General features: G+C 56.7%; 21 protein-coding genes and 1 pseudogene. 8 read left to right on the forward strand and 14 right to left on the reverse strand.

What is annotated here, in order from left to right:
• Positions 1-15: 15 nt before the first annotated feature.
• The 3 genes from GE107_RS16020 (at position 16) to GE107_RS16030 (ending at position 2,021) form a co-directional block, all read left to right on the forward strand.
• Positions 16-1,269, forward strand: a complete 1,254-nt coding sequence (locus tag GE107_RS16020; protein WP_255570527.1) for an ATP-binding protein — start codon at positions 16-18, stop codon at positions 1,267-1,269.
• A 103-nt stretch (positions 1,270-1,372) separates the two neighbouring features.
• The gene (locus tag GE107_RS16025; protein WP_219640992.1) at positions 1,373-1,657 is read left to right on the forward strand and encodes a hypothetical protein; all 285 of its coding nucleotides are present in this window, start codon (positions 1,373-1,375) and stop codon (positions 1,655-1,657) included.
• Between the two features lie 13 nt (positions 1,658-1,670).
• Complete coding sequence (locus tag GE107_RS16030; protein WP_219640993.1) at positions 1,671-2,021, forward strand: spore coat protein; 351 nt, start codon at positions 1,671-1,673, stop codon at positions 2,019-2,021.
• Between the two features lie 69 nt (positions 2,022-2,090).
• On the opposite strand, the gene GE107_RS16035 is transcribed toward GE107_RS16030, so the two are convergent.
• Positions 2,091-3,281 (reverse strand): aromatic acid exporter family protein, encoded by a 1,191-nt coding sequence (locus GE107_RS16035; RefSeq protein ID WP_219640994.1) that lies wholly within the window; start codon positions 3,279-3,281, stop codon positions 2,091-2,093.
• Positions 3,282-3,868: 587 nt separating this feature from the next.
• Between GE107_RS16035 and hflX the strand changes: the two genes are divergently transcribed.
• Positions 3,869-5,152, forward strand: a complete 1,284-nt coding sequence (hflX, locus tag GE107_RS16040; protein ID WP_370636438.1) for a GTPase HflX — start codon at positions 3,869-3,871, stop codon at positions 5,150-5,152.
• Positions 5,153-5,667: 515 nt separating this feature from the next.
• Here the strand turns inward: hflX and iolB are convergent.
• The 11 genes and pseudogenes from iolB to GE107_RS16095 form a co-directional block, all read right to left on the reverse strand.
• A complete protein-coding gene (gene iolB / locus GE107_RS16045) occupies positions 5,668-6,489 on the reverse strand; it encodes a 5-deoxy-glucuronate isomerase (protein WP_219640996.1) in 822 nt (273 codons plus the stop codon).
• 54 nt (positions 6,490-6,543) lie between these two features.
• Positions 6,544-6,755, reverse strand: a pseudogene (locus GE107_RS16050) (aldehyde dehydrogenase family protein); the annotation flags it as partial.
• Between the two features lie 25 nt (positions 6,756-6,780).
• A complete protein-coding gene (locus GE107_RS16055) occupies positions 6,781-7,536 on the reverse strand; it encodes a sugar phosphate isomerase/epimerase family protein (RefSeq protein ID WP_219640997.1) in 756 nt (251 codons plus the stop codon).
• Positions 7,537-7,551: 15 nt separating this feature from the next.
• A complete protein-coding gene (locus tag GE107_RS16060; protein ID WP_219640998.1) occupies positions 7,552-8,511 on the reverse strand; it encodes an aldo/keto reductase in 960 nt (319 codons plus the stop codon).
• A 3-nt stretch (positions 8,512-8,514) separates the two neighbouring features.
• Positions 8,515-8,826 (reverse strand): glycoside hydrolase family 125 protein, encoded by a 312-nt coding sequence (locus tag GE107_RS16065; RefSeq protein ID WP_219640999.1) that lies wholly within the window; start codon positions 8,824-8,826, stop codon positions 8,515-8,517.
• A gap of 7 nt (positions 8,827-8,833) precedes the next feature.
• A complete protein-coding gene (locus GE107_RS16070) occupies positions 8,834-11,974 on the reverse strand; it encodes an alpha-mannosidase (protein ID WP_219641000.1) in 3,141 nt (1,046 codons plus the stop codon).
• 205 nt (positions 11,975-12,179) lie between these two features.
• Entirely contained in the window at positions 12,180-13,298 is a 1,119-nt protein-coding gene (locus tag GE107_RS16075; protein ID WP_219641001.1) for a GntR family transcriptional regulator, read from the reverse strand.
• Positions 13,299-13,379: 81 nt separating this feature from the next.
• Positions 13,380-14,207: a carbohydrate ABC transporter permease gene (locus tag GE107_RS16080; protein ID WP_219641002.1), complete on the reverse strand. Its 828-nt coding sequence runs from the start codon at positions 14,205-14,207 to the stop codon at positions 13,380-13,382.
• A gap of 42 nt (positions 14,208-14,249) precedes the next feature.
• Positions 14,250-15,149, reverse strand: coding sequence for a carbohydrate ABC transporter permease (locus GE107_RS16085; RefSeq protein ID WP_219641003.1), 900 nt, complete (start codon positions 15,147-15,149; stop codon positions 14,250-14,252).
• 92 nt (positions 15,150-15,241) lie between these two features.
• Positions 15,242-16,549 (reverse strand): ABC transporter substrate-binding protein, encoded by a 1,308-nt coding sequence (locus GE107_RS16090; protein ID WP_219641004.1) that lies wholly within the window; start codon positions 16,547-16,549, stop codon positions 15,242-15,244.
• A 760-nt stretch (positions 16,550-17,309) separates the two neighbouring features.
• A complete protein-coding gene (locus tag GE107_RS16095) occupies positions 17,310-17,909 on the reverse strand; it encodes a nitroreductase family protein (protein ID WP_219641005.1) in 600 nt (199 codons plus the stop codon).
• Between the two features lie 185 nt (positions 17,910-18,094).
• Between GE107_RS16095 and GE107_RS16100 the strand changes: the two genes are divergently transcribed.
• From GE107_RS16100 to GE107_RS16115, 4 genes are all read left to right on the forward strand, one after another.
• Positions 18,095-18,961: a helix-turn-helix transcriptional regulator gene (locus tag GE107_RS16100; protein WP_219641006.1), complete on the forward strand. Its 867-nt coding sequence runs from the start codon at positions 18,095-18,097 to the stop codon at positions 18,959-18,961.
• 167 nt (positions 18,962-19,128) lie between these two features.
• Positions 19,129-22,185 (forward strand): DNA polymerase III subunit alpha, encoded by a 3,057-nt coding sequence (locus tag GE107_RS16105; protein WP_219641007.1) that lies wholly within the window; start codon positions 19,129-19,131, stop codon positions 22,183-22,185.
• A gap of 2 nt (positions 22,186-22,187) precedes the next feature.
• Entirely contained in the window at positions 22,188-22,976 is a 789-nt protein-coding gene (locus GE107_RS16110) for a DUF72 domain-containing protein (protein WP_219641008.1), read from the forward strand.
• On the forward strand, positions 22,973-23,548 hold the full coding sequence (locus tag GE107_RS16115; RefSeq protein WP_219641009.1) for a uracil-DNA glycosylase: 576 nt from the start codon (positions 22,973-22,975) through the stop codon (positions 23,546-23,548). Before GE107_RS16110 ends, GE107_RS16115 begins: the two co-directional genes overlap by 4 nt.
• 347 nt (positions 23,549-23,895) lie before the next feature.
• On the opposite strand, the gene GE107_RS16120 is transcribed toward GE107_RS16115, so the two are convergent.
• Positions 23,896-24,060 (reverse strand): hypothetical protein, encoded by a 165-nt coding sequence (locus GE107_RS16120; protein WP_219641010.1) that lies wholly within the window; start codon positions 24,058-24,060, stop codon positions 23,896-23,898.
• Positions 24,061-24,097: 37 nt separating this feature from the next.
• Positions 24,098-24,268, reverse strand: coding sequence for a hypothetical protein (locus GE107_RS16125; protein WP_219641011.1), 171 nt, complete (start codon positions 24,266-24,268; stop codon positions 24,098-24,100).
• Positions 24,269-24,284 lie beyond the last annotated feature (16 nt).

Here is a 24,284-nt window from a genome sequence, read left to right on the forward strand (position 1 = left end):
CATAGGGTGACCCGGATGTTGATGTATGCGAATGACGTTCTGCTGCAATTGCTGTTCGCCCTGATGCCCTTCGTCCTCTTTAACATCTACTATCGCGACCGGGCGGTCACCTACTCGAAACGGTTTATCAACCTGACATGCACGGTCTGCTTGCTGCTGTCGATGACGTTTCCTTCCAGCGTGCAGGACGGATTCATCTTCGACATCCGCTACGTCATCATGTTCTTCGGCATGGTATTCGGCGGCATGGCGACAGGATTGATTCTGTTGGCCGAATTCCTCGTTTACCGGATCCTGCTGGGCGGCGACGGATTGCTGCCCGCACTTGTCATCGTCGCGATCACGTATCCCGCGTCCGTCTTGCTGTCTATCCTGTACTGCCGTTCCGACCATCGAAAATGGATAAGCTTCGCGGCGGGGATCGTTTTTTCGGCCATCCCCATGGGGGTGTTGCTCGTGCTCGAACGGCCATACATGCTGAAGCATCTGTCCTATCACCTTCTGATCATACCGGTTCAAAACTGCTTGGGGATATGGCTCCTCCTTACGCTTTTCCACAAGGCGATTTCCGATAAAGAGCTCTACTTGAACTATCTTCAGAACGAGAAAGTCGAGACGATCGGCCATGTCGCCGCGTCTCTCGCCCATGAGGTCCGCAATCCTCTTACCGCCGTCATGGGATTTCTGAAATTAATCCGAGACGGCTCCGTCCCCAAAGAAAAAATCCGCTATTTCATCGATATCAGCCTGGATGAGATCAAACGCACGGAAGCCATCCTCTCCGAATACCTTTCCGTTTCGAAACCCGCCCTGCAATCCCGGGAACGAATCGAACTGGGACTTCAACTCGACTCCGTCATCGATATCATGACACCATACGCCAATATGAACAACGTCACGATCGAAAGGCTCCAAGCGGAGACGGAAATCCGCATTGCCGCGAATCCCAACGAAATCAAGCAACTGCTCATCAATTTCATCAAAAACGGCATCGAAGCTTGCGCCAACGTCTCCAAAGGGAAGGTCTCGATTCATCTGGACCGGGACAACCATCATGCCAGAATCGCCATTCACGACAACGGCGTCGGCATGAGCCAAGGCCAGCTGAAGCGGCTCGGAACGATCTATTTTTCGACCAAAAACAACGGCACCGGATTGGGCCTCACGGTATCCTATCAACTCATCCGTTCCATGAACGGAACGGTGTCCGTTCGGAGCGAGCCGGGCGAGGGAACGAAATTCGTCATCTCGCTGCCGGTATCCGACTAAGGTTCAAGCGAATGGAAAATCGGATGCCGAATGGAATTTTCCGGGCCGAAAGGCGGAACAATAAGGCTACATTCCGCATTCCGCGACCCAAAGGAGACCGAATATGCAGCAAATGCAACCCCCTATGCAGCAGAACGCCGCCGTGATGCCCAAACCTCCGCAAGTCATCACGACCAAAGACAGCCAATACTTGAAGGACATGCTGTCGTGGGAGCTTCTCGCCATGAAGAAATGCAGCCATTTCGCCAAGGAATGCCAAGACCAGGAAATCCGGACGGCCCTCGACAAAGCCGGTCAAATGCATCAGCACCACTACACCGTGCTGCTTAAGCATCTGCAGAACAACAACACCCAAGCGATGCAGAGCGTCCCGCAGCTTCAACAATGACAGGAGGCCGAGCATGAACCAGAACCCGCAAACGATCCAGAATCCCAAACCGGCCGGCGAGCCGAAGGTCAAAGGACCGGAGATGAACGACCGCGACCGCGTCAACGATATTCTGGCTCTGGAGAAATATTTGACCGACAGCTTCAACGTAGCCGCCCGGGAGGCCAGCCACTCGGCCCTCCACCAGGACATCATGACGATCCTGAACGAGACGCATCAGTGCCAATACGAAATGTTCGAGCTCATGTTCCGCAAAGGCCACTACAAGCTGGAAGCGGAGCAGCAGCAGAAGCTGGATCAGGCGTACCAGCAATTCAACGGATACTCCAGTCAGTTCCCGTACGCGGCTCCGAAGCTGCAATGACATGGCAAACCGGCCATCCGGGCGCGTTCCGGATCGGCCGGTTGCTTTTGCGCCCGAACAGAAGCCTCATCATCTAAGCTTCGCCGTCAGCACGTGGCGGACCTTCCGGATGTCCCGCACCGCGTCTTCCTGTCCGGCTTCATCCCGGGCGGCGACCTCCATCGTGGTCGTCGCGAATTCGCCGTTCACGCGGATCGAAACGCCGGTAATGTTGAAGCCGTGCCTGCCGAGAATGTCGGAAATTTCGGCGATGAGGCCGGGCCGGTCAATGGACGTGTAGGACAGCTGTCTCTTGACCATTCCCGCGTTTTCCACGAGAAAACGCTCCATTTCCCTAGCGTAATCGATCATAATGCCGTACAGGTTGTAAAACCCTTCCGACTCGCCGGATCCGTTCCACATGAGCGCCCGTTTGCGCTCTAGCGCCCGCTTGTAACTCGCGAGATTCGGCTTTTTGCCGGAAACGATCTGCTCCTGCAAGCGAATCAGCAGCTTCAGCGCCTTGGCCGTGAACGCGATCTCTTCCTCGCTCGGATCGGTCAGGGTCAGTACCTTCGCCATGTCGTCGATGCGCGCCAGCATCGATTCGAACGCTTGGAAAATGTTCGACGTGTTTTTATACGCGGTTTTCAGGTATTTGCGATCCTCGGTCACGAGCCCGGAAATTTCCTTGCCCTTCTTCAAATACCCGTTGATTTCGTCGATTTGCTCTTTGATCGAAACGTAAGACGTGACCCGTCCGTTCTCCAAGTCGAGCAGCATGTAGTAGAGCAGCGCCCGAAGCATCCCCTCCGACTGGGTGAGGAGCACCTCCGCCCGCTCCTGGTGCACGGGTTTATGGACCAGATTGATCAAGGTTCCCATGCCGGTGCCGATGAGCACGAGCGCGATCGGATTCAGTGCCGATTCCCAAAACGGAAGGCCGGGCGCCCCCATCGTATTGATCGCGATCACGACCGAAACGAGCAGCGAGTTCGTCCACCCGATCCGAACATGGAGCCCCATCAGCAGGAACGTGACGATGCCCATCGTGAGAAAGGAATCACCCGCGGCGAAGAGGGCGACCGACCCGATCAGGGCTCCCATGACCGCGCTCGCAAGCTGTCGGATGCCGTTCTTTAAGGAACGGTGCAGCGACGGCTGCACGGACAGAACCGCGATGATGCCGGCGAATTGATAGGCGTGCAAGTGCAAGCTATTGGCAATCAGAACGGAGACCATCACGGCCAAGCAGGTTTTCAGGACTCTTGCGCCTACCATGATGACGGCCTCCTATGACGTAAGTTTATGTTATATTATATAACACAAACGTCGAAATTTGCTTGAAAAACTTTTATTACCTGAACATTTGTGTTATTAAACTTAACATAAATCTTCATCTAAAGGCGCTTCATAAGATGGAGAGCAGAGGATGTCCGCGAACTGAGGAAGCCGCCGGATCTCGCGCTCTCCCCAGAAGATCGGGTTATTGCTTCAACTGAATCCATGTGGTAAGATCGACTTACTTTGAAGGAACGGAGGGTTACGTGTGATTCAGTCTATCCGGGTTCGGTCTTTGCGCGCCTAATGTACCGCGACAAAGCTCTGCCTGTGCGCAGAGGACTCAGGATAGGTCTGCCCGTCACGCGGCAACCCGGGATACGTCTTGGAAGTTACGGATCGGAATGCAATCGGCAGTTCGCGGAGACGATGCGCGCCATCGCCCGAGGACGGTGAATTGCCGCGCCAAATCCGTACTTAACGGACTTTCCTGCTCTTCTTGAGCTTCTTCTGCGACGATGCGAACACAGGCAGCTTGCCTGTGTTTTTTAATGATTTCGAGCCCCCCCGCAGAGGAGGAACGACCTGTGGAACAACAACAAAAGGAAAAAGCCGTGATCGTCGGGGTCAACTTGAACGACAGGCCCGACTTCGCTTATTCGATGGAAGAATTGCGCAGCCTGGCCGCGGCGTGCGGCGTGGAAGTGGTCGGCGAACTGAGCCAGAACGCCCACCGGGTGACCCCTTCCCATTACGTCGGAACCGGGAAAATCAAGGAGCTCGCGGAGCTTGCGGAGGCGACCGGCGCGCAGACCGTCATCTTCAACGACGAACTGTCTCCTTCGCAAATCCGCAACCTGGAAGCGGATCTGGAACGGAAAGTGATCGACCGGACGATCCTGATTCTCGACATTTTCGCCGAACGGGCCCAAACGAGGGAAGCGCAGCTTCAAGTCGAAGTCGCCAAGCTGCAGTATATGCTGCCCCGCCTCGTCGGCCTTCGCGAATCGCTCGGCCGGCAGGGCGGCGGCGCCGGGCTGCGCAACAGGGGCGCAGGAGAAACAAAGCTGGAGCTCGACCGCCGGCGGATCGAAGAACGGATTTCCGCGCTCGAGGACGAGCTGGAGAAGCTCGTCGCCCGCCGCCAAGTCCAGCGCAAGCAGCGGCACAAGACGGGAGTGCCCGTCGTCTGCCTCGTCGGCTACACGAACGCGGGCAAGTCGAGCCTCATGAACGCCCTGATCGGGAAGTTCCATCCGGGTTCGAACAAACAGGTTTTCGCCCAAGACATGCTGTTCGCCACGCTGGAAACGTCCGTCCGCAGCATCGACCTGCCCGACCGCAAGACGTTCCTGCTGACGGACACGGTCGGCTTCGTGAGCCAGCTGCCCCATCATCTGATCAAAGCTTTCCGTTCTACGCTGGAGGAAGTGTCCGAAGCCGATCTGCTCGTGCATGTCGTCGACTGCTCCAACCCCGAGTACGAACGGCAGATCGAAGTCACCGAGGAGACCCTGAAGGAACTGAAAGCGTCCGGGATTCCGACCCTCTACGCCTTCAACAAGGCGGATTTGACGGAGGAAACCTATCCGCGGACGGAAGAGGACCGCATCTACCTCTCGGTCCGGGAGAACCGCGGGATCGACGAGCTGATCTCCATGATCAAGGGCCGCATTTTCGGCGACTACGTGCACTGCGAAGTGCTGATTCCATACGATCAGGGACGCGTCACCTCGTATTTCAACGAACATGCGCGCGTGATGGCAACCGAGTACGAAGAGAACGGCACACGTCTGAGGCTGGAATGCAAATCGGCCGATTTCGAGAAGTACCGCGACGCGTTCGCGGAAGCGCGCGTGATCGAAGATTAAGGCATGAAGAAGAGCCGGCCGCGAGGTCGGCTCTTCAGGCATTGATTCCGGCGACTTGGCAGCGGGTCCCGGTTCCGGCTCCGCGCGAAGCCGGTGTTTGAAGAAGAGACGATCAGCGATCAAGGAGCCGCGCGGCAGCGAGGCTCCTTTTTTTCTACGGCGGAACATTTAACAAACCACGATTCATGATTCCCGACTCGGCGAAGGGCTCTGAAGAATCGAACGAAGCGAGTCAGATGACGGGCCTGCCCGTAAATCTGAATCTGTATGAAATTTCGATTAGAATCGTGGGGATTCGGGCGGATAGAACAGATTCTGTATGATTTTTCGTACAGATTGATCATATTTATCGCCTTCGGTAATTTTCTATATGAAATTTCGTACAGAACCGTAGTGCCTGATCATGGAAAGTGTTCATTCCATGTGACGCTGACCACGGACGCAGGTCGATGTTCGCGTCCCCGATAACGACGGCATCATAGGTTTTCATCGCGCCATCCCCCTTCCTGCCCGATTCATCGCTGCTGGGCAGGCTTTGCCATGATCCACGCGTGATCCGGGTCATTATGGAACTTCCACGTGCGGACCGGACCCGCCATGACATTCAAGTAATAACAATCGTACCCGGGAGGAGCGGATACCGGATGGTAGCCCCGCGGCACCAGCACGGCTTGGCCGTCCTTCACGACCAGCGTCTCGTCCAAGGAACGGTCATCGGTATACACGCGTTGAATCGCGAACCCTTGCTCCGGCTGAATGCGAAAATAATAGGTTTCCTCCAAAAGCGACTCCTCGGGAAGAGCGTCACGGTCGTGCTTATGCGGCGGGTAGCTGGACCAATGCCCGTTCGGGGTGAATACCTCCACGACCAGCAAGCTGTCGGCCGGTTCCTGCTCGGGCAGGATATTGTGGATGCGTCTTTCGATGTTGCCATACCCCCGCGTCTCCGAACCGACTTGGTCGGGAGCGATCAGGCGGGCTTCATGGCCGCCGCGCCCGGGCGCGGAGCAGACCGCGACCTCAAGGTCCGTAAGGGCGCGAATTACATAACCGTCGCCGCTCGGCACGTACACCGAATAGGGCGGAATCCGTTCGAAGACGTTCATCCGTTGCCCGATACCCCGCCATTCGCGCCCGGCTGTGACGACGTCCGCCTTGCCGCTGAGCAGCACGAGGCATACTTCCCGATGCTTGGTCTCCCGCTTGAAGATTTGCCCTTCGGTCAGACGGACGACCTGAAATCCGACATAGCTCCAGCCGGCCGATTCCGGCGTGATGTCGAGCCAGTTGCCTTCCCCGTCCGGTTCGGCCGCCGGAGCCACGATCCATTTGGACAACGCCGATTCCTCCTTCGGAGTCAAACGCTCGCTTTACCAGCGCGCGGTGACCATTTATTTACGGGTATAGAACTCCACGCCGTCGTTCCCATTCGCATGCAAATCGCCGTAAACGACTTTTTCCAGCCGGAGAACGGGAAGAACGCCATCGGAGCGGGAACGCCGAGATTGACGCCGAGCATGCCCGCGTCGATCGTCTCGCGGAACTGGCGGACATGGCCGCCATTCCTCGTGAACAGGCAGGCGCCGCTGGCGAATTCCGAACGGCAAACCGATTGGCGGAAAGGACGATCACTTCCCCGTGATCGTCCTCAGATGGTTCAAACTCGTCTCCAGGCTGACGAACGGACTGCCCGGACAATCGTCCTGCTCCACGCAGTACCATTGCACTCCGTTCGCTTCTCCCCAACGAAGAATCGGCGCGAAATCGATGACGCCGTTGCCGAGCTCGGTGAACGCCTTGCTTCCGTCCCCGGCCATATCCTTCAAATGCAGGATCGGGATCCGGTTCGGGAACTTCGATAGGTATTCGAGGGGATCGCGGCCGGCGAACTTCACCCAATAGGTGTCGATCTCCGGAACGAGAGCGCGGCCGTCCTCCGGCTGCAGTACGAAGTCGAGCGCCGGCATGCCGTCCACTTCAGTTTCGAACTCGAATTCGTGGTGGTGGTACCCGACCTGGAAGCCGAGCGGCTTCACCTTGTCCGAAACTTCCAGCAACTGGCGCTTGGCCGACCGGTAACCGGCTTCGTTCTGCAGCTCGCCCTCGAGATAATGATTGAAGAAGTAAGGCGTCCCGAACAGCCGGGCTTCCTCGAGCACCGCGTCCAGTTCGCGGGTCATCCGGTTCAGGCCGACGTGCATGCCTGCTGCGGACAAGCCCGTTTCCTTCAGGACGGCCGCGATTTCCGCTGCCGGGTACCCGTGCAATCCGTCGATTTGCACCGCTTTCCAGCCCATTTTGCTTAAGGTGCGCAACGTATCGTAGAAGTCCTTTTTCAATTCGTTCCGCAGCGTATACAGCTGGGCGGCAAACTTATGCAGCATGTCCGAATCCCCCCGTCAAATGTGGTCGGCGACCAAATCCAGCCAGTTGATCTCGCTCTCCGTCAGCTCGTAGCTCATGCCCCGGATCGACGACTGGAGCTCCGGCAGCGTCTCCGGCCCGATAAGCGCGGCGGTCGGGAACGTCTGGTGAAGCACGTACGCCAGCGCGATCTGGATCGCCGAAGCGCCCTTGCTCTGCGCAAGCTCCGTCGCGCGGCGGTATCGCTCCCAGTTCTCCGGCGTGTAGTAAACGTTCACCATCTCTTCGTCCTGCAGATTGTCGGGCGAGTAACGCCCGGAGAAAAATCCGCCGGCCTGCGACGACCAGGACAGCAGCGGCAACCCGTTCGCCCGGTGCCACGCGATCATGTCCTGACCCGCCGAGATGCTGCCCGGCCAACGCGGCACGCGGCACTTCGCCAGGCTCAGGTTCGGGCTGCTGAACGTGAAGCCGACCAGCCCGTGCGCCTTCGCGTAGTCGTTGGCGGCTTGGATCCGCTCATGGCTCCAGTTGGACGCGCCGATCGCGTGAATGCGTCCCGCTTCCACGTGCTCGTTCAGCGCTTCGATGATCGGTCCGACTTCTACGGAAGGATCGTCACGGTGAAGCGCGTAGAGATCCACGTAGGAGGTGCGAAGCCGCTCCAGGCTTTCTTGCACGTCCCGGTGAATGAATTTCGGCGCGACGCGGTTGCCGGGCTCCGGATCGTTCGGATGCGCGCCTTTCGTCATGATGACGACTTCGGCCCGCTTTCCCGTTTCTTCGAGCCATCTGCCGATCTTCTGCTCGCACCCGCCGTACTGGTGGGCCGTATCGAACGTATTGCCGCCTGCTTCGAGGAAAGCCCCGAACATGGCGTGGATATAATCCATATCGTCTCTCCGCAGGAAATCGGTCGAGCCCATGATGAGCTGCGAAACCGATTTATAGGCCGGCTTTCCGTCCACGACCGCTTCAATCCGAATGTTTTTCATCTGTCAGTCCTTCCTTTCCGGTTCCGAATCTTCCGCAAGGCGTACGGCGAATTCCGCGAACAAGCTGTTCGCCCACGCAAACCAGGGTCTCGTAAACGACGAAGGGTCGTCTTTACGGAAGCCCTCGTGCATATAGCCGGTGTAGGGATCGATCCCGATATACTTCAGCTGCCTGCGGATCAAACCTTCGATGACGGATTGCAGAACCTCGTCCTCGGCCGCGATCGGCAGATAGTGCCTCACCCGGGCGGAGGAATCGCGCAGCCACATGGCGGGGCGTTCGACATACCGGTTCATCAGCTCCCTCTGCTTCATGGCCGCTTCAATCCTTTCTCTTCATGACGACGGCGAACGTTTTGATCTCGTAGGGGGCGAATTCGGCCGTAATGGACGGAGCCGATACCGGCTCTCCGATCCGGTTCTCCATGAGGTCGCATTCCTGCCACGAGACGATCGCAAGATCGCTCGAAACCGTTACGGCGCTGCGGCTTCCCGAATAATCGTGCAGGCGGACGATGACGACGTCTTCGTCTTCCGCTTTCTTCACCGCGTCGATCATGATGCCGTCCGCCGAGAGCGTGAACATGGACCGGCGGATCCCCGGCGCCGTTCCCGGATGGCTCGTCAGCGGGTTGTTCAGGTGCCACGCCTCGATCGCCGTGCCGCCCTCGTACCAATCTCCCCGATGCGGCAGCAACGAATAGGTGAACCGGTGCGCCCCGATATCCTGCTCCGGATCCGGGTACCGCGCCGATTTGATCAGCGACAGGCTCATGACGTTGTCCTTGATGTCGTAGCCGTATTTGCTGTCGTTAAGCAGGCTGACGCCGAATCCGCGTTCCGACAAGTCCGCCCATTGATGACCGACGACTTCGAACCGGGCTTTGTCCCAGCTCGTATTCCAATGCGTCGGCCGTTTGACGTTGCCGTATTGGATGTCGTACGTCGCTTCGGTCGCCCGGACGTCGATCTCGAACGCGGCTTTCAGCAATTGGTTGTGCTCCTGCCAATCGACATTCGTGACGAAGTCGATTCTCCGGCTGCCGGCGTACACCTTCATGTCTTGAACGATGCGCGAACGGCCGTACGACCAGCAGAATCGGACAACCGCGTACAAGGGACCCGTCTCCAGAAGCTCCACGGACGTAAGATCGGTGATCTCCGCCGCTTTGTCTTTGTAGAAGATGTCGATGTCCCACGCGTCGAAATGGAGCGGTTTGTCTTCGAAAACCCGCAGCACGTTGCCTCTGCCGCCTTTTGAGAGGACGTTTCGGCCAAGCTCCATATCCCGGATGCCGGTAAGCTGGCCTTGATCGTTCCAAGAAATCCGGTAATAAGGCGTTTCGATGACGCCTTCCCCGAACGTGAATTTCGAGAGCACCGGTTCCGCTTCGTTCTTGGGCACGAACCGGATCGGCGCATAGCCCATGGAAGGCGTCTTCGCCAGAATCGACCATCCGTCCGGACCCTTCTGCGCCGGAAGCTCGCGGCCTTCGCGATCGACCCAGACCCCGCTTCGGCTTTCCCCATAGGCCAGCTGCAGCAAATCCTCCCTCTCCCACGGCAAACCGTTGAGTACGGTAAACGTCGCCTCCGCCGGCTCCGCGATGCCGTCCAGCGCCTCGGAACGGACTTCCGCGATCGCCGCTTCCGCTTCCCCGTATTCCGCCATGGCGTCTTCGTAAACTTCCTGGATCGAAGACCCCGGTATGATGTCGTGGAACTGGTTGCGGAGGATGATTTTCCAGCCGTCGTGGATTCGCTGCTGCCGGTACCGGGACCAGTCGTCCGAAAGCAGGCTCGCGAACGCGCTCAGCCATTCGCCCTCGCGGTAGCCCAGCTCCAGCTTGCGGTTCATCCGTTTGACCTTCGCCTGGCTCGTATACGTTCCCCTGTGGTACTCCAGATACAGCTCGCCGTCCCAGGTGTGAACGTATCTGTCCGAGCTGTCGACCGTTTGCTCCAGCCGGTCGAAATAGTCGTTCGCGGTACCGGTCTTCACGTGCGGGAGACCCGGCATTTCATCCAGCCGGCGGCGCATCTCCAGCATCTCGCGGTTGACGCCTCCGCCTCCGTCTCCGTAGCCGTAAGACAGAAGGAGCTCTTCGTTGATCTCTTTGTCGCGGTAATTCACCCAGGTTTGGTAAGTCTCGTAAGCGGTCAGTCTGCCGTTATAGGTATACAGCCAGGAATCCGCTTGATGCAGCCCGGGTTCGGGCGTCGTGATGAAATGCGCGAGAATTTCCGTACCGTCCATGCCGCGCCAGCGGAATGTGTCGTGCGGGATCCGGTTGAACTGGTTCCAGCTGATCTTCGTTGTCATAAACCGGCGTATGCCGGACTTCCGCAAGATTTGCGGCAATGCCCAGCTGTAGCCGAAGACGTCGGGAAGCCACAGATAGGAGCATTCCTTGCCGAACTCCCGCCGCAGCAGCCGCGTCCCGAACAGAATTTGCCGCACGAGGGACTCGCCGGAAGGGATATTGCAATCGGCTTCGAGCCACATGCCGCCGGCGGCTTCCCACTGGCCTTCCGCCACTCTCGCCTTGATGTTTTCGTAGATTTCCGGGTAATCTTCCTTGATATAGTCGTACAGCTGGGGCTGGGTTTGCAGGAAAACGTAATCCGGATAGCGCTCCATCAGGCGAAGCACGGTCGAGAAGGAGCGGGCGATCTTCTCCCGCGTATGCTTCAGGCGCCATAACCAGGCCACGTCGATATGCGTATGTCCGATCGCCGTGACCGTCACGCGCGAATGCTTCTCGATTCGGCCGAGCTCCGCCTTCAGGATGCCGAGCGCCGCATCGATCGAACGGTAAAAACCGGCGCTCCCGGGATATTGCCACTCCATCGCCCGCAGCGAACGGTCGACGGCTTTCAGGAGCTGCTGTTTTTCCGGCTGGTGGGCGGGCAGCACGAGAGCGGTTTCAAATGCCGCCTTGGCCGTGAAATAATAATCGTCCGTCTGGCGATCCAGCCAGCAAATCTCCGCCCTCTTCAGACGGTGGACCTGTACGGTTCTCGGACCTCCGCCCTCCAAGCCGGACCAGAGACGGAAATCAAGGCGAACCGTATTCCCCGCCTCCCGAGCAGGCAGGAACACCTCCTGATGGTTGGCGTCCACGCCCTGATAGGGACGACCGTTCAGGAACAGCAGCGACTCGAAGCCGGAATTGGTGCCTTCGTCGGTTTTGCCGAAGTCGAATCTGCCGACCACGTCCTTTCCCGACCATGCTTGAGGAATTTCGATCTCATGAGAGAGCCAAGCATACCGATCCCTGCCTTCCCAGCGGGAACCGATCTCCAAGCGAGACCAGGAATCGTCGACCGCGGGCGGGAAGGCGCCGATCTCCCCCTTCTCGTCGGGCAGAAAACGGAATTCGGGTATCGGAATCGCGTCGCGATAGCGGTAGGACTCGATTTCTTCGATTCTGGCTTTGATTTTGTCCTCCAATAAGAACAAGATGAATCCCCCTGCCGTTTGGCGTTGTGATATACCAATTATATATCTAATAATAGGGGATGTAAACAAAAGTATATTCCTAATTTCAAAAATCAAGGCTATTTGATATATTGAAATTGAATAAAATGTTATACCATCTCTCGAAAAGACCCATAAAAAAAACCCCAGCTCTTGGGGTTTCACTACACCGTTCCACGCTTAAGGTTCATTCTTTCTCCATGGAGATGACGCTGTTTCTTTCGACCCACTGCACGGGCACGACAACCGGACGGAAGCCCGTGTTTTTCTTTTCGATGATGTCCACGATGATTTTGGCGGCATTCTGACCGATCTCGTAATAGTTCTGCCCGACGGTCGTGAGGGGCACTTGAGCATATCCGGCGTTCTCTTCGTTATCGAATCCGACGATCGACAGCTGTTCCGGCACTTGAATGCCGGCCTGCTGGCAAGCCTTGAGCAGATCGATCGCCATATCGTCGTGCTCGGCCTGAATGGCCGTCACGTTTCGAAGGACAAGCTCCTTGACGAGCGAGGCCAAACGGTTGATCCGGTCCTCATCCCGAATCCCTTGGTAAACTTCCGATACGATATGATCTAGCTGAATGGGCAGACGGTTGTCCTTATGCGCCTTACAGTAGCCTAGAAAACGCTCCCGGATCGTGCTGCGCAGGTCGATGGCGATGGAGGTAACGAAGGCGATACGGGTATGACCTTTGCGTATCAATTGCTCGGCCGCCATATATCCGCCCGCTTTATTGTCGGACACCACGTTGCTGATTTCCACTCCCTCGTAATGCTGGTCGATCAGCACGATGGGAAAATCGTTCATCATCAGGGTATTCACCGTCGCGATATTGTGGGAGGAGCTCGAAGGGTACAGGATGATGCCGCTGTGGCCGTTATGGTACATTTTCAGCAGCAATTCCTTCTCCTTCTCCACGCTCCAGCCCGAAATATGGATGCTTAAGAAATATCCTCTCGGATCCAAGTAATCGTTGGCTCCCTGGATGTAATCGAGACGGCCCGTCGAGGACCAGGGGAGAATCATGGAAATGATCCGGGAGCGGGCGGCGTTAACGTCCCTCGCGGTTCCGGCTGCATCCTCCTGGTTTCGGACGTAACTTCCGCTGCCCCGCTTCCGGTACACAAGACCTTGTTTCTCCAGCTCGATCAAAGCCCGTTTCGACGTAATGCGACTGACGCCGTACTGCTGCGCGAGTTCGATTTCCGTCGGCAGCTTGTCGTTGTCGCCGTACACCCCGTCTTTGATTTTGCGCTGCAATTCTTCCAGGATTTGCAGATATAAGGGCTTGCCATCTTGCATCAGCGTTCGCCACCCTGCTCACTTAGTTCAAATATAATGACCATTCTACCAAAGGTTGGATCGATTTTACACGATTCAAGTTCAACTTTTCACCGCGCCGTCCGCAAGTCCCGCGATGAATTGGCGGCTGACGAACAGGAAGAAAACGATCAAGGGCAGCGTAGCGAGAAGCGTGCCGGTCATGATCATCGCGTAATTCGCGGTATGGCTCGTTTTCATTTGGGCGAGCGTGACCATGAGCGTGAATTTAGACGAATCCGTAAGCACGACCAGAGGCCACATATAATCCTCCCACACCCCCATGAACGCCGTGATGCCGAGAAAAGCCAGACCCGGTCTCAAAATCGGAAGCGCCACGTTGAAATAAAGCCTGAAATTGTTGCAGCCGTCGATTCGGCCCGCGTCCATGAGATCGTCGTGGATCGCATCCTGGGCGAACTGCCGGATCCAGAAGATTCCGAACGCGTTCGCCAAGCTCGGAACGATCAGCGCTTTGAAATCGCCGAGCCACCCGAGCGTCTTCATGATCATGAATTGCGGAACGAGCGACAGCTGTCCCGGGATCATCATCGTCGCGAGCAGCAGGAAGAACAGAACTTTGCTGCCGGGAAATTTGTACTTCGCGAACGTGAACCCGGCAAGCGACTCGAAAAACAGCCGGAAGAACGTGATGACCACGGCGACGAAAACGGTATTGAGGAACGCTTGGGTAAAGTCGACCGCTTCCCAAACGCTGCGGACGTTCGTCCAAAATTGGTTGCCGGGAACGAGCTTGGGCGGAAACGCGAACACCGCGCTCGTCGTATTCGTGGACATTACGAACAGCCAATAGAACGGGAATACGGATACGGCCACGCCGATCAACAAGATCAGATGGATCGTCACCTTTTTCCAAGTTTCGCTTCTCATGATCTTGCACCTCGCGAAATGATTGTCGAGTCCGTCATCTGATTAACGATCGTCCGAAGGCTTGAAAATTCTCCAGTTCAGGAAGGAGACGACCATGATGATGGCGAACATCACCCACGATACGGCCGCCGCATAACCGAAATTGTTGAATTTGAACGCTTCCCGATACATATAGAGCAGAATGGTTATCGAGCCTTGGTACGGCGTCTGGAGGGTCGCGAGCACTTGGGGCTCCGTGAAGATCTGCAAACCGCCGATCGTCGACATCATGACGGTGAACAAGATGATCGGCCGAAGCATCGGAACCGTAATGCGCGTGAACGTCTGCCACATCGTGGCTCCGTCCAGATTCGCCGCTTCGTACAGGTCGCTCGGGATTTTCTGGAGGCCCGCCAGGTAAATGACCATGTTGTACCCCAGATAACGCCAGAAAATCATGCTGGCGATAATCATTTGCACGGTCAACGCGGAGTTGAACCAAGCGACCTCATGCAGTCCGATTTTTTGCAAAATATAGTTCGCGAAGCCGTAATGGTTTCCGAAAAACGACTGGAAAATGATGACGACCGCCACCATTGCGGTTACATTCGGAAGGTAGTAAGCAATGCGGTAAAAATCTTTAAAGCGGACCATCGCCGAGTTGATCAGAAAAGCGACCACAAGCGCGCAGCAGAGCAGCGGAATATTGGCCATCGCCCATATGATGAAGGTATTCTTGACGGCGTCCAGGAACTCGGGATCGGTTATGATGAACTGAAACTGCCTGAACCCCACGTACTTCATTTCCCCGATTCCGTCCCATTTGTTCAAGGCGAGATACGCGGAGAACAGGATCGGGAATAATCCGAAAACCAAAAACAAAATGTAAAACGGAGAAATGAATAAATACTGCGTCCGGCTTCTTATCACTTCTCTCCACGTATGCCTGACCTTCGTTCCCACGATCCCGACCTCCCGATAGCCGATTGCGGCGTTCGATATCCAGGAAGGGCGCGGCCATGAAAGCCCCGCCCTTCACCGTTTAAGCGATCCGTTTACCGCTGCAGGTTTCTCTTGACGTTCTCAAGCGCGTCCTTCCACGCTTTTTCCGGATCCTTTTTGTTCGTGTCGACCAAAGTGAGCTCCTGGATAATGGCATCCTCGACCATGCCGTCTCTCGGATCGGAATGGGAGACGACGACGTCCTTCGCCGCTTCCCCGAACACTTCGCCGATCGCTTGGTTTCCGAAGAACGCGTCGGGCTGCTTCATGTCCGCGTCCCCGTACACGGAGGGAGTAGAAGGATAGTTGCCGAATTCCAGGAACGCTTTCTTCAGATTATCCGGGCTGACCAGGAACTTGATGACTTCATAAGCTTCCTTAGGATATTTGGTCGATTTCAGGACGCCGAAGAAGGAACCGCCTTGGTTGCCCACGCCGCCCGCCGGGTAGGCAATGCGCCACTTGCCCGCCGTGTCCGGAGCCGCCGCGATCAGGTCGCCTTTCACCCAGGAAGCGCCGATCGTGGACGCGATCGATCCGTTGTTCAGAGCCGCGTTGGCTTCCGAAGACGAGGACATCCCGAATGTCGCCCCCGATTGGTAAGCCTTGACCGCGGTATCCCACGCTTGTTTCACGTGGCCGTCTTCGCCGATGAAGTTGCCGTTTTCGTCGAAATAACGCTTCGGCAGTTGATTGATGACGTTACGGTAAATGTCGACGATCGTGCCCATGCTGCCCTTGGTTTTCTCTTTGACGGTTTTGGCAAGCGCGATGTAGTCGTCCCACGTTTTGACTTTGGCTTTGATTTCTTCCGGCGTGGAAGGAACGCCCGCTTGCTTGAACAGATCTTCGCGATAGAACATGACGACCGGAGCCACGTCGATCGGCAAGGCGATCAAAGTTTTCTTGTCCGGAGTGGCCGCCATGTTCCATTTCCATTCCAAATACTGGTCCTTGATCTCGGACGCGCCTTGGTCGTAGAGGTTGACGAATTTGTCGCTGTACTCCAGCATTTCCGTCACCCAGCTGTCCATCGCGACGATATCGGGACCGTCCCCGCCACCCGCGAGCGTCGTTTTCAGCTTCGTCTTGTACTCGTCGCCCGGAGGCAGCTTTTCCGCCTTCAGCTCGATATTCGGGAATTTCGCTTTCGCCGCTTCAATCGAAGAATCCGAGATCGCGCCGTTCCAATACCACAAGGTCAGCTTCGCTTTCTCGCCGGCCGGCGCCGATTGCGAGGCCGAAGCGCTCGGCTCGCTGCTGCCGCTTGCCTCGTCATTTTTCTTGCCGCCGCCGCAAGCCGAGAGGATAAGAGCCATCATCATCGTAAGCACGATCAGGTACGAAACTTTCTTGTTCATGGAAGTTCCCCCTTAATAATTGGTTGAAGGACTGTGGCTTCGTTCGGCATGTAACAATGCAGACACCTTTCATGGATGTTGGCCCCCGCCCCGAACACCTCCCCGAGAAGATGAAACCGCTTTTACCATTGGTAAAACGCTTACACTTCTGCCTCTTCCCCATGCCCGTGACCACAATATAACTTTTTATATGACCGCTTTTTCTACGCATGAGTAAATGATATACCATTATGAAAACGAAATCAATCCCCATGGGGCGTCTTTTTATTTCATTTATATACCTTTTAGGGTGAATAGCTTCCCTGATTCAAGTAATTTCTATACCTAAATAGATTATTAGTTATAAAGATTCCCGCCCAAATCAAAATTACCTCTACTTCCGCTATAAATCCATAGGTAATATCTGTTCCCTCTTCCGGTCGGGCATCGCTGACGAAAATGAAGAAACGGGGAGCGAAAATGCTCCCCGTTCCGATTGAACGACCCGCGCCGGTAGTCGGGGATTTCGCAAAAATAACGTCTCCGGAAGTCACTACAGCGCCCGCAGTCGGGGATTTCCCAGAAATAACGTCTCCGGAAGTCACTACAGCGCCGGTAGTCGGGGATTTCCCAGAAAGACGAGCAGAACAAGAACTGGAGCGCCAATACCGAAAACGGCACCCCTCTCGCTTCCCCCAAACCACTCTCTGGAACCTAATAATTTCTAACATGTTAAAAAAACGCCAGCCCGAGGGCCGGCGTTTTCGGCGTTGCGTTATCGTTATTTAAACACCTTAATACGTTCTTCCAGCGGCTGAAACTCTTTCGCTCCCGGCTGGAAAGTCGGCTTGCCGAAAGGCATCTGAGCGAGCAGCTTCCATTCGCTCGGAAGGTTCCACTCCCGGGCCGCTTGCTCATTGATGAGCGGATTGTAGTGCTGCAGGGAAGCGCCCAGCCCCTCGAGCTCCAGCGCCGTCCAAACCACGAATTGCAGCATGCCCGAGGATTGGTTCGACCAGACCGGGAAATTATCGGCATACGTCGGGAAGCTCTCTTGCAGGCCTTTGACGACGGCTTGATCTTCGAAGAAGAGAACCGTACCGTAGCCGCTGCCGAATCCGTTAATTCTTTCTTCCGTCGCCGCGAACTGATCGGCGGGCACGATCTTCCGCAACGTTTCCTTGGTAAGGTTCCACAGCTTGTCGGACTGTTCGTCGAACAGAACGACGACCCTGGCGCTCTGCGAGTTGAAGGCGGACGGCGTATGCTTCACCGCTTCGTTCACGATTTCTTGGATGCGTTCGGCGGATACGACCTTTTCTTTGCTCAATCCGTAGTAGGTACGTCTTTGTTTGACGGCTTCCAAAAATGCTATGCTCATGAATGATCCCTCCGGGTTTCCGAATGTGATAAGATGAAACGTAACAGGCTATGGCTTCATCCTACCTCCATCCGGATACGCCAAGAAGAACTGTGTTTGTATCGCTATTGCGACTGCTTCTGCCGCCGATTCTATAAGTTCCAATCCTAATACTGAGAGTATCAGCATGAAAGGAGCGAACGTCCATGAGTGACGATCAACGCCGTCAGGAGCTGGGCCGCTTCCTGCGCACGCGGCGGCTGCGGCTGTCGCCGGAGGACGCAGGCCTGCAGCACGCCGGTTTCACCAGAAGAAGAACGAAAGGGCTGCGGCGAGAAGAGGTTGCGGCGCTCGCCGGGATTTCGCTGCCGTGGTACACCTCTCTCGAACAGGGAAGGGATATCAACGTTTCCGACCAGGTGCTGGGCAGCCTGGCCCGCGTTCTGCGCTTGAACCGGGACGAGCGCAACCATCTCTATTTCCTCGCGAATCCGAACCGGACGCCGCGCCAGACCAAGGCAGAGGAGCCAACCGTATCGCATTCGCTGCAGTACCTGTTGGATCAAATGCTGCACTGCCCCGCCTACATTACCGACATGAGAATGAACGTGCTGGCCTGGAACCGGCTCGCTTCCTCCGTTTTCGGCTCCTTCGGCCCGGCGGATAGCCGCGAACGCAATATGATCTGGCGCATGTTCATGCTGCCGTCCTACCGGACGATGTTCATCGGGTGGGAAGACCTCGCCCGTTCCCTGCTCGGCCATTTCCGCGTGATGTACGACCAGCACATCGAAGATCCCTGGTATCCGGAATTCATCGCGGAAATGACGGAGTGCAGCCCCGAATTTGCGGCGATGTGGGAGAGCTACGAAGTTCGGTGCACGAACCAGCACCCGCGGGTGCTCTCGCATCCCCAGGCCGGACGGCTGAATCTGCTGACGCACCTCTTCCCCATGCAGGACGGCAGCGGCCAGTTCCTGAATGTCTATACGCCCGATCTCCAAGACGGCTCGGCCGACCGCTTGGCCAAACTCGCGGAAGAGCCGAATGCCAGGCAGCCGTTGTCCGTTTGAAACCATTTTCGGCAGTCGCGGAAGAGTACCGACCCCTAAGATCGGTGCTCTTTTTTTGCAACGCGCGAAACGGATTCTCCTCTTCCTCCCCAACATCCTCCAATAGACAACGGCCGCCTGTCCTCGATATGATGGAACAAACGTTCCCGTTCCGGAAGGTGGCCTTTATGCAAGAACAACCGGTTGCGGACTTCGTGCACCTGCACGTTCATACGGAATACAGCCTGATGGAAGCGGCCTGCAAACTCGAAGATTTGATCGACCGGGCCAGAGCGTGGAACATGCAGGCGCTCGCGATCACCGACAAGGGAGCGGTACACGGCGCGCTTCGCTTCTACGAAATCGCCCGGCGGCACGGAATTCGCCCGATTACCGGCTGCGAAATCAAAGACGGAGAAACCGGCGATACGCTTCTGGCGCTGGCTGCAACGAACCAAGGCTGGCGGTCGATCATTGAGCATTTGAACGGCGCGGCGTTCCTCACCCCCGTTTCCCAAGGCGATGTCATCGTATTAAGCGGCGGCAGGACGGGAGCCATTCACCGTCTGATCGCAAGCGGCCGCATGGACGAAGCCGAAAAGCAAGCACTCGCGAACGTGGATCGATTCGGGAAGGATAACTTCTATCTGGAGGTCCAGCATCACGGTTTTCCGGACGACGAAGCTTGCGTGCAGCGCACCGCCGAGCTCTCCCGCCGTACGGGGATCCCCCTCGTCGCCACCCACGACGTCCATTATGCGTCTCCCGAGGATGCTTGGCTGCTCGAGCGGCTTCGCCGCGGTTCCGTCCCTCCCCCTCCAGCTGACCGGCATGCCGAAGGCCCTTTCTACCTGCCTTCCCCGCTGGAAATGAAGGAGAAATTCCGGCGCCTTCCGGAGGCTCTGGCCAATACCGTCCGTATCGCCGAGCGTATCCGGTTCCGCCCCGAACCGGGAGTTTGCAGGCTTCCGAACTTCCGCACGGACAACGCGAATCCGCCTCGAAGTCCGGATGACGAGCTGCATCAACGGTGCCGGGACGGTTTGGTCAAGCGGCTGGATGCAGGCGCGATGAAACCGGCGGAAATGCCGGACATAACGGAACGTCTGAACCGGGAGCTGGACGTGATTGCGCAACGGGGGTTCTCCGATTATTTTCTGATCGTAGCGGATATGGTTCAAGCTGCGCGCGACTTGGGGATTCCGGCAGGACCGGGAAGAGGCTCCGTCGCCGGCTGTCTGGCGGCTTATTTGCTCGGGATCACGGAAGTCAATCCGCTGCGGCACGGGCTTTCGTTCGAACGGTTTCTGAGTCCGGACCGGCTCTCCATGCCGGATATCGATATCGACGTTTGCCAGAGAAGAAGGCCAGAGATTCTGGGATACCTCCGGCAGAGGTACGGACCGAACCGCACGATTCACGTCGGCGTCCTGAACACGCTCGGCACGCGGGGAGCCGTCCGGGAGGCCGGAACCCGTCTGGGCATGCCGAAGAAACACGTCGACGTTCTGGCGAAGCTGATGCCCTCCCTGTCCGGCCAAGGCGGCATCCGCCATTGCCTGCGTACGCTTCCCGAGCTGCGGAAGCTCCCGACCCGGCAGGAACCGTTTCGATCGCTTTTCCGGCTGGCGGAACGGATCGAAGGCATGCCCCGTCATCACTCCGCCCACCCTTCGGGCATCGTCATTGGGGACGAACGGATCGCGAGCACTCTTCCATTGCAGCCACGGCCTAACGGCGACCTGATGACGACGTTCACCAAAGAGGATATCGAGGCGCTCGGCTTGCCCAAAATCGACTTGCTCGGGCTGCGCAATCTGACGGTCATTCACGATACGCTCGCCGCGATTCGGGAACGAACCGGAACCCTCCTCGCAACGGACCGCATCCCTCTGGATGACCCGGATACGTTCCGAACCCTCGGAAGCGGGAATACGCTCGGCTGCTTCCAGCTGGAGAGCATGGGCATCCGCCGTCTCATGAGCAGGATGCAGCCGCAGTCGATCGCCGATCTGGCCGATCTTCTCGCGTTATACCGGCCCGGTGCCTGGCAGGAAGGAATCGCGGAAACGTATCTGCGAAGGCGCTCGGGCGAAGAGGGATACGTAATCGCGTTGCCCGCAATGACGCCCGTTCTTGCTCCGACGTATGGGTTAATCCTGTATCAGGAACAAGTGATGGCAATCGCCCATGCCGTGGCCGGCTATTCGATGGGCGAGGCCGATTTGCTGAGGCGGGCGCTGTCTTCCAAATCGATCGAAACGCTGTCGCGGCATCAGGAGCGGTTTGTCGGGGGAGCGTCAGAACGGGGGATTTCGGAAAAAGAAGCTTTATCCGTTTTCGATTTCCTCGTCCGCTTTTCCGGTTACAGCTTCAACAAAGCCCACAGTGTCTCTTATGCGCATCTTTCTTACTGGACGGTTTATTTGAAGACGCATTTTCCGGTCGAGTACATGGCTTCCTTGCTGAGCAGCAATGGCGGTTATTACGACCGCAGCGCGTATCTTCGGGAGCTCTCTAGAATGGGAATCACGCTCCTCGGCCCCGACGTCAACCGCAGCGGCTTCGGATTTCACGCCGAGGACGGGGGCATTCGCGCGGGGATGGACGCCATTCACGGTACGGGACCGGAGTCCGTGACGGCGCTGCTCCGCTCCCGTCTCCAAGAAGGCCCCTTCCGTTCCTTCGGCGACTTGCGGACCCGGATGGGACCGCAGAAAATCAAACGCCCCGTGCTCGAAGCCTGGATCCTGTCCGGAGCTTGCGACGGTTTGGGCGGCAATCGCCGGCACATGATCGCGGCACTGGACGAAGAAGCTTGTCTTGGCGGTACGATCTCGACTCAGGCGTTCCGAGACTTCGACGAATCCGAAAAGCGAAAAGCGGAAAAAACACTGCTCGGCTTTTCGCCGAACCCTTCGTTAACCGAGAAATGGAGATCGTTTTCGCAGCGTTACCGCGTCGTACCGATCGAATCCTTGTGCCGTTCCCGCGATCTTGCCCGTATCCGAATCTGCGGAACGATCGTCCACAGCAGACGGCAACCGGCGGCCGGCGGCGAATACGTCTTGGTTCTCGTCGTCCAGGATCATACCGAAATGATCGAAGCGGTCGTCTATCCCGACACTTACAAAACCTTCTTATACGAGCTCAATCCCCGGGGCATCTTAATCGAAGGCACCCTCCGGAACCGGGATGCTCACAGGCATGTGGTCGCGGAAAAAATCAAAGCGATTGGGGGATGACGATGCTTCTGATCGGAACGGCCGGTTACAGCTATGAGGATTGGCGGGGGACTTTCTATCCCGAGGAGATCGACAAGAAAGAAATGCTGGCCTTCTACGCGCGGGAATTCCCCTTCACCGAAGTGAACTCGTCCTTTTACGCCATGCCCAACCGGTTTATGCTGTACCACATGCGGGAGAAAACGCCCGAGCATTTTCAGTTCGTCATGAAGGCGTACCGCGGAATGACCCACAAACGGGAGGATAACGAGCAGCATTTCCGCGACTTCAAAGAAGCGTTGAAACCGTTAATCGAGGCGGGCAGGCTCGGCTGCATCCTGGCGCAATTCCCGACGAGCTTCCGGAACCGGGACGAAAACCGCGATTATTTGAAGGAATTCAAGGAAATGATCGGAGACATCCCGGTCGCGGTCGAATTCCGGCATGAAGAATGGATCGACGACCGGATCTTCGACCTGTTGGAGGAAGAAGAGCTCGGCTACGTCTGCGTCGACGAACCGCAGTTCAAAACGCTCGTCCCGCCGGTCGTCCGGGCGACGAGCCGGATCGGCTACGTCCGGTTCCACGGCCGGAATTACAAAAAGTGGTGGCAGCACAAAGAATCCCACGAGCGCTATGACTACCTGTACAACGAAAACGAGCTGAAGGATTGGGTCCCGAACATTCGCAAGCTGGCGGAGCGGACGGAAAAAACGTTCGTCAGCATGAACAACCATTACCGCGCGCAGGCCGTAATCAACGGACGGATGCTTCGGGAAATGCTGAAGGAGATGGAGGTCGTGCCCACATGACTGTCGGAACCGCCGTCCTGACGGATCTGCAGGCCGTCCGCGATTTGGAAGCATTGCGTGACCTCTGTCTGCGCGAGTTCTCGCCGGCACCGGGAGAACAGGCGGTGTTCGGCGAAGGGCCGGCGCACGCCCGTTTGCTCCTGATCGGGGAAGCTCCGGGGAAGCAGGAAGCCGAGAGCGGCCGGCCATTCGTCGGCAACGCGGGGAGGCTGCTGAACAAGTATTTGCAAGAGGCATCGATTCGGAGGGAAGAGGCCTACCTGACGAACGTCGTCAAGATAAGGCCGCCGGGCAATCGCACACCGCGAATATCCGAGGTGAAGGATGCGCTGCCCGTCCTGCTTCGGCAAATCGAGCTGGTGGGACCGCGGATCATCGTCTGTCTCGGAAGCGTTGCCGTGCAAGCCGTTCTCGATCCGAAAGCCAAAATCACGGAGATCCGCGGACAGTGGCAGGAGAAGGACGGCATCCGCGTCATGCCGACTTATCACCCTTCCGCCGTTTTCCGCGACGAGGATAAGCGGGACTTGCTGAAGCAGGACCTGCGCGAGGTGGGGGCGGCTTTACGATAAGGGTTCCAAAGGTCATCAGAAAAACGACTTCGTCATCCTCATGAAGCAAGGGCGCTCGCTAAGCGCTTAAATACAACTAGTCTTATCATTCTGACCCTTTTTGGGGGGACTAAGAGCCGAATTGCAATTATTCTAGGCAGCCAAAATTTCATTCTTCTGCCGTATCGCGCTCTGCTAATTGCATTTTGGCCTTTAGTCATCGAATTTTAGGGGAAATGAGAAATAATAACTGCATTTTAGCCCTTAGCCCCTTTGAAGATACGCTTCACCCCTATTCTCCTTCTATGGAGTAATAAATTCTGATGATCGAAAAAGCAAGCCCGCAGGCTTGCTTTTTCGTCGTTTATTCACATTTGGTTGTTCTCTTCGTTCAATCTTTTTTTCATCGCTTGGTTCACCAAATTCTGCGTGGCGTCCATGGGCGATTCGGATACATTTTCAATCGCCTTCTGCGCGTATTGGGTCGCCGACTGGTTGATGTTTTTGAACATTTGGGTTTTGTTGTCTTCCACGGTTAGACCTCCGGAAACTGATTTCCAGTTTAGATTGTCAATCTTGGCCTTTTTCTATGCCTTCCGCAATTCCCTCTTCATACCCCCAGCGTTTCCATGCGGGCATCCGTTCGATGATCGTTTCCGCTCCTTCCTGATCTTGCTCACGCATATCGCGAAGCATCGCTACATCTTGCTCGGGATCAGGCTCGATATACAGATCGGTCAAGGACATTCCGTCAATT

It is taken from the genome of Cohnella sp. CFH 77786, assembly GCF_019400745.1.
In the GTDB taxonomy this organism is placed as follows: domain Bacteria; phylum Bacillota; class Bacilli; order Paenibacillales; family Paenibacillaceae; genus Cohnella.